The organism is Atlantibacter sp. MEI4A-1023 (genome assembly GCF_056155425.1).
Genome location: NZ_CM149568.1, coordinates 191,461 through 203,977, shown reverse-complemented (window position 1 = coordinate 203,977; position 12,517 = coordinate 191,461). Strand labels below are relative to the sequence as shown.

Here is a 12,517-nt window from a genome sequence, read left to right as displayed (position 1 = left end):
ATTACTGCGGCATCGCCTCACGCGGAATAATCGCGCCGCGATACTGGATCACCGTGCTGGCGGTAAGGTGGCCGCGCTTCGCCGCCGCTTCGGCATCACCGCCGGTCAGACGCACCGCCAGATAACCGGCGCTGAACGAGTCGCCCGCTGCGGTGGTGTCGATCACTTTCTCTTTCGGCAGCTTCACCGCCGGGACCTCCAGCAGCGGTTCGCCGGCAATCGCCACCAGGCAGGAATCCGCGCCGCGCTTAATCACCACTTCGCTGACGCCTGCCGCCTGGGTGCGGGCAACCACTTCATCCACCGGCTTTTCGCCCCACAGCGCGTCTTCGTCGTCCAGCGTCAGGAACGCGATATCGGTGCAGGTCAGCATCTGCTGATAAACCTGTTGGGTCACTTCTTTGCTGGCCCACAGCCGCGGACGGTAGTTGTTGTCAAAAATGACCTTCCCGCCGTTGGCGCGGCATTCGCGCAGCAGCAACAGCAGTTTCTCACGGCTTTCCGGGCTTAAAATCGCCAGGCTGATGCCGCTTAAATAGATGTAGTCAAACTGCGCCAGCTCGGCGCAAATCGCCGGAGCCTGCTCGCTTTCCAGCCAGAAACGCGCGGCGGCTTCGTTACGCCAGTAATAGAAGGTGCGCTCGCCGGTCTCGTCGGTTTCGATGTAGTACAGGCCCGGCAGACGGTTTTCCATACGCTGGATCAGCGACGTTTGCACCTGCTCTGCCTGCCACGCTTCCAGCATCTGCTGGCTGAAGCTGTCCTGGCCCAGCGCGGTCACGTAGTGAACGCCTAGTTCCTGAGCATCCACCTGACGGGCGATATAAACGGACGTATTCAGCGTATCGCCGCCAAACCCGCGGTTTACTTCCGCGCCTTTCTGCGACAGTTCAATCATGCATTCGCCAATGACGGCAATCTTTTTCAACGACATAGTGGCCAACCCGGATTATCAAAATGATGCGCAGTGTGTGCTGCGAACGAAAAGTCGTCAAATATTTTAAAACAATGTTCCGATAATTTTTTTGAGCCAGGTGGCGATCCTGAAACTAAATCCACAAAAAACTGCCAGAATTGGTTACGAACGAAACATAAAGTTCTCAAGCGCGGGGCCGATAATCCCAATGTCCAGGTATGTCACCCCGTTAAACAGGACGACGACGATGAAGTTAAAGCAGGTCACTCACCGGCTGACAATGCCCGCCGCGAGTATCGAAAATTTAGAAGAGCATCGATATTGGTTGCAGTGTGAGCGTGCTTATACTTATCAGCCAATCTATAAAACCAACGGCAAACTGCTGGCGGTGGAGCTGTTGACGGTCGTCACGCATCCTGGCAACCCCCAACAACGCATCGCGCCCGATCGCTATTTTGCCGCCATCCCGGTGCGCCTGCGCCTGAGCGTGATTGAAGAACAGTTGCGGATGCTCAGGGAGCGAGAAAGTTTCTTCCAGCGCCACGAGGTGCTGGCATCGGTCAATGTCGACGGTCCTACGCTTATTGCTATGCGCGAACGCAGCGACATTCTGGCGCTGGTTAACGAACTGCCCTGGGTGCGCTTTGAACTGGTCGAGCACATTCGCTTGCCGGAAGATTCTAACCTTGCGGGCATGAGCGAGTTTGGCCCGCTGTGGCTGGACGATTTCGGCACCGGCATGGCGAATTTCTCGGCGTTAAGCGAAGTGCGCTATGACTACATCAAAGTGGCGCGCGAACTGTTTATCATGCTGCGCACCACGCCGGAAGGCCGTAATCTGTTTACCCAGTTACTGCAACTGATGAACCGCTACTGCAACGGCGTGATCGTCGAGGGCGTCGAAACGGTCGAGGAATGGCAGGATGTCCAGGCGTCGCCAGCGCTGGCGGCGCAAGGGTATTACCTCTCGCGCCCGGTCTGTTTCAGCACCCTTGATGAGGTAGAAATGCGGATGCTCTGATGCCCTTTCTCTGTGCTGAACTATCTTTATTAAAAAAGATAATCAGACAGAGGTGGGCATGACGCGAACCGGAAAAATTATAAGCGGAATAGCAGGCGCTTTTTTGTTGTTGGTTGTGGTGGTTGTCATTGTTATTGCAACATTTGACTGGAACAGGCTGAAGCCAACTATCAACCAAAAAGTTTCTACTGAACTGAACCGTCCGTTTGCTATACGCGGCGATTTACATGTTGCCTGGGCGCGCAATCGCGACGAACCGGGCTGGCGCAGTTGGGTGCCGTGGCCCCATGTGTACGCCAACGATATTATCCTGGGCAATCCGCCCGACATCCCTGCCGTCACGATGGTGCATCTCCCGCGCGTGGAAGCCACGCTTGCGCCGTTAGCGTTGCTGTCGAAAACCGTTTATCTGCCCTGGATCAAGCTGGTTAAACCCGACGCCAGGCTGATCCGTATTAATGAAAAAACCAATAACTGGACCTTCGATATGGCGAAAAGCGATAGCGAAGAAGAGGCGCAGCAGCCTTCGTCGTGGTCGTTCCGCCTGGACAATATTCTGTTCGATGAAGGACGCATCGCAGTGGATGACAGTGTCTCGAAGGCGGATGTGGAAATCCTGGTCGATCCGCTGGGCAAACCGCTGCCGTACAGCGAAGTGAGCGGTCAGAAAGCCAAAGACGACGATAAAAAACCCGGGGATTATATTTTTGGTTTGAAAATGAAAGGCCGGTACAACGAACAGAGCGTGCAGGGCAGCGGGAAAATCGGCGGTATGCTGGCGCTGCGCAGTGAAGGCACGCCGTTCCCGGTGCAGGCTGATATTCGTTCCGGCAATACGCGGGTAGCGTTTCAGGGCACCGTCAACGATCCGATGAAAATGGGCGGCGTCGACCTCCAGCTTAAATTCAGCGGTGACTCATTAGGTGAACTGTATGAACTGACCGGTGTACTGTTGCCGGATACCCCGCCTTTCGAAACCGACGGGCGTCTGGTGGCGAAAATCGATGCCGATAAAGGCTCGGTTTACGACTATCGCAGCTTCCGTGGCCGTATCGGTGACAGCGATATTCGCGGCTCGCTGACCTACAGCCAGCGCAAACCGCGCCCGAAACTGGAAGGCGACCTGGAATCGCGCCAACTGCGGCTGGCGGATTTAGGGCCGTTGGTCGGGGTGGATTCCGGCAAAGGCGCGGAGAAGAGCCGCCAGTCAGAGCAGAAAAAAGGCGAGAAGTCAGCACAACCGGCGGGCAAAGTGCTGCCGTATGACAAATTTGAGACCGATAAGTGGGACACGATGGATGCCGATGTGCGGTTCAAAGGACGGCGCATCGAACACAGCGCCACGCTGCCGCTAAGCGATCTCACCACCCACATTCTGTTGAATAACGGCGATTTACGCCTGAAGCCGCTCAAGTTCGGCATGGCGGGCGGCACTATCTCGTCCAATATCCATCTCGACGGCAGGAAAAGCCCTATGCAGGGCGAGGCCGATATTCAGGCGCGCCGCCTGAAGCTCAAACAGTTGATGCCGGACGTGGAACTGATGCAAAAAACGCTCGGTGAAATGAACGGTGACGCCGAGTTCCGCGGCACGGGCAACTCCATCGCCGCGCTGTTGGGCAGTAGCGACGGTAATTTAAAACTGCTGATGAACGATGGCCTGATCAGCCGCAACCTGATGGAAATCCTCGGCCTGAACGTTGGCAACTTCCTGGTCGGGCAAATCTTTGGCGACGAAGAGGTGCGGGTAAACTGCGCTGCCGCTAACCTGGATATCCGCCGGGGCGTGGCGCGACCGCAAATCTTCGCGTTTGATACGGAAAATGCGGTGGTGAATATTACCGGCACCGCCAGTTTTGCTTCAGAGCAGCTCGATTTGACCATCGACCCGGAGAGTAAAGGAATACGCATCGTGACGCTGCGCTCGCCGCTGTATGTGCGCGGCACCTTTAAAAACCCGGATTACGGCGTGAAGCCGGGGCCGTTGATTGCCCGTGGCGCGGTCGCTGCGGCACTGGCGACGCTGGTGACGCCTGCTGCGGCGCTACTGGCGCTGATTTCCCCGTCGGAAGGCGAAGCGAACCAGTGCCAGGTGATTTTGTCACAGATGAAGAAGTAAATATAAGGAGCGCGCCCGGCGAGGGCGCGTTTTGCACAGGGTTATGCATTTAAAGGGAAGACCGTTCGCGTTCCTTATTCTATCGCTTTCTGTGCTCAACGCGCATAAGAGCTATTTTAAAGGAAGCCATGTAAAAAACCGGAAAAAATTAAAATAAATAGCGCCTGATAAGGCAGGATAATGATAAATTCTTAAAATAGCATTTAAGTAATGTCAAATGACACTGAAAAGATAGAGACATTTTATAATTTAGCTTCTAATATTTATAAATCATTGATTTAGAAATGGTCACTAATGACTATTTCGGCACCAAAAAACTCAAATCTGAATATGTTAATAATGAGAGCAATATTTTAGAATAATGTTATAGCTAAAAGCCCCAAAAAAAATCGCAAGCTATTGATTTGGATGTTTTTTCAAAAAGTCGAGGCTTGCTTAAAAAATAAACAACCTGCTGCTTTTCCTTGTATGCTTTTACTGACCAAAGACAATGTTGAATTTTAATTCCTAAAGAGTGAGTAAAACCCTGGGTGCGTACACTTAATTAATTTCAAATAACAATTTAACACATATAAATTCCTATAATTTTTATCAGTATTAAAATCGCTGAAATTTCTCACATTCTTCGTGAATTTCATACCTATGAACTATAACTATAATGAGCATTACCGTGAACCGAACTCAACTCGAGTACCTCCTCAATATGCCATTGAGATCCTTGAGAAAATGCTACCGCACATCACATTCAAGGCCTATCCGGTCGGATACAGAATAAGTTATAGTGCAACCAAACAATCGCATGTTTATTTACTGCGAAAAGGGGTTATATCATTATACAGGCAACCAGATGATATCTTATTAGATATTTTCGAAGCTCCCATGCTGAGAGGCATCATTCCCCTACATGATATGTCGCAATCTGTTTTTACTTTTAAAGCCATTACGTCCATTGAAATGGCCATTGTAGACAGACAAAAATTCGAAAATTTATTGAATCAACTAGATTTATGGCAAACTTTTGCCAGTCATTTGCAGTTAGTGTCCAGTATGATGACAGAGATCTTGTTTAAGCTTATCTCACCTTCAGCTTTTGATATTGTACGTCTTCAGCTTTATGAGTTGATGGCAAAACCAGAATATATCCGTGAAACTATCACTATTGAAAGTTACATTAAGGGAAAATCAAGAATTTCCAGATCAGCAATTATGCGTATATTGTCTGAATTGAAGAAAGGTGGGTATATTACAGCGGAAAACGGCATTCTTAAAAAAATCAATTATATCCCTCAAAAATATTGATTATCCCTTTGTAAGGATCCCACATAATCGTGCCATTCATATTTAGAGATCATCCGGCATAATCATTCTGCCAACGAAGGAGATCGCTATGCGTAAAGTCCGTTTTACTGAGCATCTGATTATGGCTGTGATTCAGTCGGTTGAAGCCGAACGAACCGTTAAAGATGTCTGCCGGGAGGCCGGTATCGCTGAAGCTACCTACTACAACTGGAAGTCCAGATACGGTGGTATGGAAACTTCTGATATTAAAAAGATCAAGGTTCTTGAGGATGAAAACCGCTATCTTAAACAGATGTTTGCTGACTTGAGCCTGGAGAATCAGGCGCTGAAAGACGTTATCGAAAAAAGCTTTAAAGCCAGCTTTTAAACGTGAGCTGGTCACTCGTCTGATAACGACATTCGGGCTCAGTATCCGTCAGGCAACCTGAGCAGAACGGTTTATCACTACCGCCCGGATACCACGCGTGATGAACCCGTTATTGCCGCCCTGCAGGCAGTGGCTGAGCGATACCCACGATACGGTTTTCCGAAGCTTTTCCAGGTTCTGCGACGGCAGGGATACCTGTTGAATCACGAAAGGCTCCACCATATTTAGTGTCTGTTGAAGCTGAATTTTCGCCGTAAGGGCAAGCAACGGCTGCCGGTACGCCATCTCTCACCACTGGCTACGCCGGAAAGCGCTGAACCAGAGCTGGTCTGTCGATTTTATGCATGATGCGCTGGCTGATTGGGCAGAGAGGCACGCAGTAAAACTGGAGTTTATCCAGCCGGGTAAGCCGACGCAGAACGCTTTCATTGAGCGTTTAAACAGAGCATACCGTACAGAAATACTCGGTTTTTATCTGTTCAGAACGCTGAATGAAGTGCGGGAAATCACGGAGAAATGGTTATCAGAATATAACTGTGAATGCCCGCATTAATCACTGAACAATATGACACCGGAGGAATACCGAAAGCGCCATTATTTGGCCGGGATCTCAAAAAATACATGGAACTAAAACGGGTCTATTTACATATTTTCTTTTAAATTAAAACATTATGATTTGCCGCTAGTGATACACATTAGAGGATTTTTGATGGGTTATGCGGGTAGGATGAAGTATCATGTGAAATGGTTCTTTATAATTAACAATATTTCAACGCATATACAACAGAAAAGCAATCGCGGTGCCGACTACGCACCGCGATTAAACGACCAAAAAAACTGAGCGATCCCTTGAATTATAAAATGACTCTCAACCGCTCTTTTTCTCTCCAAATGTAATCGCGTTACATCTGTGAACGAACGCTATACATACTTAACACTTGTTTTGAATATTTCTCTTCGACCGAACAAGAAAATATTATTGCCCAGCAGGAGCCTCTGCTTCAGGAGAAGCATCCTCTACAACAGGTTCTTGTTCCATAATTTTGTCCCAGGTTGCCTTCAGCACTTTCACATCAAACTCAGGCTCGCCTTTCGGCTGCAAAAGAATCAATGCCATTTCGTGAGATAACTGCTGGCGCAAATCCTGGTTCAGCTGCTCTACCGTTAAGCCATTGAGAAAATCCTGACGCAGTTTCTGGTATTGCTCTGGCGCGATATCCACCACCTGGTTTTGCAGCGTACGCAGCCGCTGGTTAATCAAAATATCGGTGTCGGTACGGGCATAGGTTGCGAACAGCTTCTGCAACTCGCCTTTTTTCTGGTTGATCAGCGCATCAAATTCTTCCTTCGACAGCCCTTTGCTGCGCACATTCGCCAACTCTTTCGCCACCAGATTCAGGTTGCTGTCCAGCTTCTCGCCCGGCGATTCGATATTAATGGCGCACTGCGCGCGCTGGAACAGTACCCGGCAGTCAAAGCCGAGATTAAGATCTTTGACGTTGCTGCGGGTTAAGTACTGCTGCACGTGCCAGAACAGCGCTTCACGCGCCAGGTCGGCGCGCCAGTAGCGCAGCAGCGCGCTGGATTCGCGGATTGGCTGCCACGGCGTGTCCCAGGTAATACCAAGGCGATCCTGACGCACGGCATCCGTCATAATGCTGACCGGTTCATGGCGCAGCGGGGAAAGCGTCGGCACTGGCGCTGGGGTTTCACGTTTGCCCTTCAGGCTGCCAAAGGTTTTATTGATTTGCTCTGCAACCGCGCGGCTGTCGATATTGCCGACCACGATCAGCGTCATTGCATCTGGCGTGTACCATTTCTGGTAAAACGCTTTTAAATGCTCGGCGTCTACCGGTTGCTTCGGCGATTCAGAGGGATCGTGCCCCAGCAGCGTCGAGCCTTTCAGGCGGTAACGCCAACTGCCTTCTTTGGTATCGGCGGGCGCAGTCAGCACCATGTCCTGAGTTTGCAGCGCGTGAGTCACGCTCTGCGGCGTGATGGTCAGATTGCCTGCGGCATCCGCCAGCCAGGTCAGCGACTCTTTCAGCAGGTCGTTGCGGCTGTTCGGCAGGCTCAGGCTAAATTGCGTAAAGTCGTAGGAAACAACGGCAGGCGGCATTGGACGTTTAGGATCGATGCTTTGTTGCCATAAAGAACGCGCCTGGACGGGCTGTAAGCTGCCGCTTTGGGTAAGGGCAACCCGGGGTAAAAAATGGCTGTAACCTGTTTGCTGGGTACTTTCAGTCAGTGAACCGGTATTGATTAAAAAGCGAATTTCGATGCGGTCGCTGGGACGCTGTGGAGTAGCCAGAACCTGCCACTGAAAACCGTTTGAAAGTGTGCCCTGTTGCCATGCCGGGTCCGGCTGGAGCGCTTCTGCCTGCACGTTACCGGCAATGGCTAACAATAAGCCGCCGGTGAAAATTCGAGTAAATGTGCCCTGCATGTGAACCCCTGATCAACATTCCTGGTTAAAAACAAGCAAAGGCGGCCCGTCCTTTTTACGTGGGCCACCTAAGGTAACGTTTCGCTACAGCGTTTGACCGCGCAAACTGAAAAACGTCACGTTAAAAAGTAAAAATTAGGGCAATTATGCGCAGGAGCCCGCAGCGAGGGCAAGTCGCTGCGGGCAAATGAGTGATATCAAGAGGATAATTGTTGTTTCGTTTCGTTACTGTTGCGGTTGTTCAGGGTGTCATTGAGCTTTTTCTGGTCCAGTTCTTTTACCCATTTCGCTACGACGACTGTCGCTACGCCGTTGCCCACCAGGTTGGTTAACGCGCGCGCTTCAGACATGAAACGGTCAATGCCGAGGATCAGCGCCAGGCCCGCCACCGGTAAATGCCCAACGGCGGAAATGGTCGCCGCCAGCACGATAAACCCGCTGCCGGTTACCCCTGCGGCGCCTTTAGAGGAAAGCAGCAGCACTACCAACAAGGTGATTTGATGGAAAATATCCATATGGCTATTGGTCGCCTGGGCAATAAACACCGCTGCCATCGTCAGGTAAATCGAGGTGCCGTCGAGGTTAAAGGAATAGCCCGTCGGGATAACCAGCCCCACCACCGATTTACGGCAGCCCAGTTTTTCCATTTTATCCAGCATACGCGGCAGCGCGGATTCCGAAGAAGACGTGCCGAGTACGATCAGCAGTTCTTCACGGATATAGCGGATGAACTTGAAGATGCTGAAGCCGGTCGCGCGGGCGATACTGCCGAGCACCACCACCACGAACAGGATACAGGTGATATAGAAGCAGATGATCAACTGGCCCAGTTGCACCAGCGTGCCGACGCCATATTTGCCGATGGTGAACGCCATCGCGCCGAACGCGCCGATAGGGGCCAGACGCATGATCATGTTGATGATGCCGAAAATCACCTGCGAGAAGCTTTCAATCACGTTGAAAATCAGCTGGCCTTTGTTGCCCAGGCGATGCAGCGCAAAACCAAACATCACCGCAAACAGCAGTACTTGCAGAATGTTGCCGCTGGCAAACGCGCCGATCACGCTATTCGGGATCACGTCCATCAGGAACGCGACAATGCCCTGCTGTTCCGCCTGTTGGGCATACACCGCGACGGCTTTCGCATCGAGGGTCGCCGGGTCGACGTTCATTCCCGCGCCAGGCTGCACGATATTCACGATCACCAGGCCAATAATAAGCGCCAGGGTAGAGACGATTTCAAAGTAGAGCAGCGCCACCGCGCCGGTGCGGCCCACCGCTTTCATGCTTTCCATACCCGCGATGCCGGTTACCACGGTACAGAAAATAACCGGGGCGATAACCATTTTAATCAGTTTAACGAATGCATCGCCCAGCGGCTTCATCTGCGCGCCGAGTTCAGGGTAGTAGTGGCCGAGTAAAATCCCGATAGCGATGGCGGCCAGAACCTGAAAATAAAGACTTTTAAATATTGAGATTTTCATAGGGTGTCCTTGCGAGGAAATGTCCACAGGATGAACAGGGTCTTTATGCATCCTGTGGCGCTAAAAATAACACCCACCAAACAGTGCAGATATAACAATGCATCAAAATTGAAACATAAATGTTAAGAAACTTGAGCTGGCTCGCACCAGCCCCTGTCGTCGCGCTGCGCTAAAACCTCATACTTTCGGATTAGATAACCCGTTTTTTTCAAATTCGGCTGGCGTTACCGCTTTGCCAAAGAGATAGCCCTGGGCGACAACCACACCCGCGTCGGCTAACCATTGGCGCTGGGCATCGTTTTCTACCCCTTCGGCAATCACGTCCAGTTCCATGCTTTTCGCCATCGCGATAATGGCGGAAACCATGCTGTGGTCATCCGGAATGCCCTCTACGAAGTTCTTGTCGATTTTCAGGATATCCACCGGCACGGACTTCATGTGATGCAGATGACGCAGGCTGGCGTAACCCATCCCAAAATCATCCAGCGCAATGCGCACCCCGGCCTGGCGCAGCGGACGCAGAATATTCACTGCGGCATCGGGATCGTCGATACGGCGGCTTTCGGTCACTTCCAGAATCAGCGTGCCCGGTTTGATGTGATAGCGCGACAGCAGTTCCAGCACGTCATTCATCATGTTGTGGTGCAGCAACTGGAGCGCCGAGAGGTTCACCGACAGCGGCAAATCAATATTGCGCGACTGCCAGGCCGCCAGCAGGCGGCAGGCCTCTTCCAGGATCCAGTGCCCTACCGTAACCATCAGGCCGCAGGACTCAATGCGATCGATTAAATCTTCCGGCAGTTCCCAGTTGCCGTCCGGCTGTTTCTGGCGCAACAACACTTCGGCGCTGACCAGCTCACCGCTGCGCAAATCCACCTGCGGTTGCAGCCAGATGGCGAACTGGTCGCTGTCCAGAGCGGTAATAATGTCGCTCTCTTCGGTCAGGCGCTTTTGCGCCAGCGCCATTTGCACCGGGTCGAAGAACTGGATCTGGTTTTTGCCTTTGCGGCGCGCGCTAAAGGCGGCGGATATCGCCCGGCGATACAGCTGCTCCGGGCTTAAACCGCCATAAAACATGGCGATGCCGATGCTGGCGGTTGGGCGCAACTGAATCCCGTTAATCGGCAATTTTTCACCCAGCTCTTTTTGCAGACGCTGCGCCAGGGTAATCGCGTGCCAGGGTTCTTTTACCCCGTGGGCGATAATCGCGAAATCATAATGGCTGACCTGCGCCAGCACCATGCGCGGCGGCAGCGCCGCTTTCAGTTTACTCACCAGCGTCAGCAGCAAGACTTCGCGTTGTTCTTCATTCAGTACGCCCGCCACGTCCTGCAACGTTTCGCAGGCAATCACCAGTAACGCCAGCGGGTGGCTGTTGCCGGTGGATTGCTCCAGCAACGCCATTAGCAGCGGTTTATTGGGCAAATCCGTGGACGGGAAACGCGTGGCCTGGGATGTCATCTCTTCATGCTGGCGCAGCAGCGTTTGCTGATTACGGTTGTAACTGCGCACCAGCATGCCGATCTCATCGTCATGATGCAGGCGCAGCAGCGGCAGCTGATGTCCGAGCACGTCCTGGGCATCGAGATGATTCAGCTCGCGCGCCAGCTTACGCAGCGGACGCACCATCAGCCGGTTGATGCACCAGGTGATTGCCACGGACAGCATTAGCGACAGCAGCAGCCACGACGTCACCAACGTTGAAATGGCGCTGATAATGAATTTGTACATTCGCCAGGAATCCGCCTGCAGCACCAGATAGGCCAGCGGCTGCGGATTGGCGGGGCGCTCCAGTGAATAGAGCGGCAGAGAGATTTGCACCGGGATTTCAAAAATACGCGCGATCATCACCGGAATCGGCCTTTCAGGGGCAAAACTCACCCTCAGTGCCTGAAATTGGTTGGGCAGCACCACATCCGCGCGGCTAATCACACCGGCCGGTTTGATCTGCTGAAGGATGGCCTCCGCTTCAGGAATATCGGCTTTCAACACGGCGGCGGAAAGCGGCAGGCGCACGGAACGGGCAATGCTTTCCATCTGCATCGCGGTGTTATAACGATTTTGCTGCACGAAATGGAAAAGCAAAATCACAACAAAAATGAAAATAAAAACCACGGCAACGATCGAAACCATCGCCATCTGCTTTATCGTTAACGAACGACTGACTCGCAAGCTCTTTCTCCAAAGATACGACTACTCGCCAGGATACACTCATCATTATCCTGCGCGGGCAGAGTATACTGCATTGCGGTGGGTTTTAATCAGACCAGCAGGGGCTTTAAAGATTAATCCTGACACGCGTCAGCATGAGGCAACACCCGCTGCCGCTGCTTCGCCCTGTTGTTAAGCCGGTCCGTTCAGTCCCCTTACGCATACGCTCTCTTCCCTGCGGCCGAGATTAACCGCCCTGCGAAGAGTATAGACGCTGCACGGTGAGCGGCAGGCCCGTAGACCGGCAACTCCTCAGTGAGATCAGTAGATTGAACGCATCATTATTTTCACAGCGGGCCACTGAAATTTTTGCCGGTAAAATTCTCGCGTCCCGTTAAAAAAATAACGGCGGAAATTAAATAGCCCACATAAAATAACCGGTAGCTTAATTTAGAAAATCCGCAATACGAAAATAGAATAAATTTTAATCATGAGAAACCCGCGAAATCATACCCTCCTGTAATTAATTAAGCGCTATGGATATAACAACCGGTTCCTCGGCTTCTTTAGCAGAAAATGAGCAAAATAATGCTAATGGATGAGAAATAATAGTGCCCAGTATTGTACATAAACACAGGGTAAGGGCCGCTAAATATATAAAAAACCGGGCTATACTCATCGCCACATCGTTGTGGGAGATCATGATCGCTGTCA

7 protein-coding genes and 1 pseudogene are annotated in these 12,517 nt (G+C 51.6%); 4 read left to right on the top strand and 4 right to left on the bottom strand.

The window, feature by feature from the left end; translation table 11 throughout:
* Position 1: 1 nt before the first annotated feature.
* The gene (gene kdgK / locus ACVV26_RS00960; protein ID WP_474799599.1) at positions 2-934 is read right to left on the bottom strand and encodes a 2-dehydro-3-deoxygluconokinase; all 933 of its coding nucleotides are present in this window, start codon (positions 932-934) and stop codon (positions 2-4) included.
* A 229-nt stretch (positions 935-1,163) separates the two neighbouring features.
* On the opposite strand from kdgK, the gene pdeH reads away from it, so the two are divergent.
* From pdeH to ACVV26_RS00940, 4 genes and pseudogenes are all read left to right on the top strand, one after another.
* A complete protein-coding gene (gene pdeH, locus ACVV26_RS00955) occupies positions 1,164-1,937 on the top strand; it encodes a cyclic-guanylate-specific phosphodiesterase (RefSeq protein ID WP_474799598.1) in 774 nt (257 codons plus the stop codon).
* Positions 1,938-1,995: 58 nt separating this feature from the next.
* Positions 1,996-4,056 (top strand): AsmA family protein, encoded by a 2,061-nt coding sequence (locus ACVV26_RS00950; RefSeq protein ID WP_474799597.1) that lies wholly within the window; start codon positions 1,996-1,998, stop codon positions 4,054-4,056.
* A 642-nt stretch (positions 4,057-4,698) separates the two neighbouring features.
* The gene (locus tag ACVV26_RS00945) at positions 4,699-5,355 is read left to right on the top strand and encodes a helix-turn-helix domain-containing protein (RefSeq protein ID WP_474799595.1); all 657 of its coding nucleotides are present in this window, start codon (positions 4,699-4,701) and stop codon (positions 5,353-5,355) included.
* Positions 5,356-5,443: 88 nt separating this feature from the next.
* Positions 5,444-6,353: pseudogene (locus tag ACVV26_RS00940) on the top strand (integrase core domain-containing protein).
* Between the two features lie 345 nt (positions 6,354-6,698).
* On the opposite strand, the gene ACVV26_RS00935 reads toward ACVV26_RS00940, so the two are convergent.
* From ACVV26_RS00935 to hmsP, 3 genes are all read right to left on the bottom strand, one after another.
* Positions 6,699-8,168 carry a M16 family metallopeptidase gene (locus ACVV26_RS00935; RefSeq protein ID WP_474799594.1) on the bottom strand — a complete coding sequence of 490 codons (1,470 nt, stop codon included), beginning with the start codon at positions 8,166-8,168 and terminating at the stop codon, positions 6,699-6,701.
* Between the two features lie 197 nt (positions 8,169-8,365).
* Entirely contained in the window at positions 8,366-9,652 is a 1,287-nt protein-coding gene (locus ACVV26_RS00930) for a dicarboxylate/amino acid:cation symporter (RefSeq protein WP_312983067.1), read from the bottom strand.
* A 177-nt stretch (positions 9,653-9,829) separates the two neighbouring features.
* A complete protein-coding gene (gene hmsP, locus ACVV26_RS00925; RefSeq protein WP_474799592.1) occupies positions 9,830-11,824 on the bottom strand; it encodes a biofilm formation regulator HmsP in 1,995 nt (664 codons plus the stop codon).
* Positions 11,825-12,517 lie beyond the last annotated feature (693 nt).

What these genes read in the sequence shown, in the direction of transcription:
- ACVV26_RS00945 (WP_474799595.1), top strand. Translation starts at nt 4,699, where the DNA reads ATGAACTATAACTATAATGAGCATTACCGTGAACCGAACTCAACTCGA.
- ACVV26_RS00935 (WP_474799594.1), bottom strand. Translation starts at nt 8,168, where the DNA reads ATGCAGGGCACATTTACTCGAATTTTCACCGGCGGCTTATTGTTAGCC.
- pdeH (WP_474799598.1), top strand. Translation starts at nt 1,164, where the DNA reads ATGAAGTTAAAGCAGGTCACTCACCGGCTGACAATGCCCGCCGCGAGT.
- ACVV26_RS00950 (WP_474799597.1), top strand. Translation starts at nt 1,996, where the DNA reads ATGACGCGAACCGGAAAAATTATAAGCGGAATAGCAGGCGCTTTTTTG.
- kdgK (WP_474799599.1), bottom strand. Translation starts at nt 934, where the DNA reads ATGTCGTTGAAAAAGATTGCCGTCATTGGCGAATGCATGATTGAACTG.
- ACVV26_RS00930 (WP_312983067.1), bottom strand. Translation starts at nt 9,652, where the DNA reads ATGAAAATCTCAATATTTAAAAGTCTTTATTTTCAGGTTCTGGCCGCC.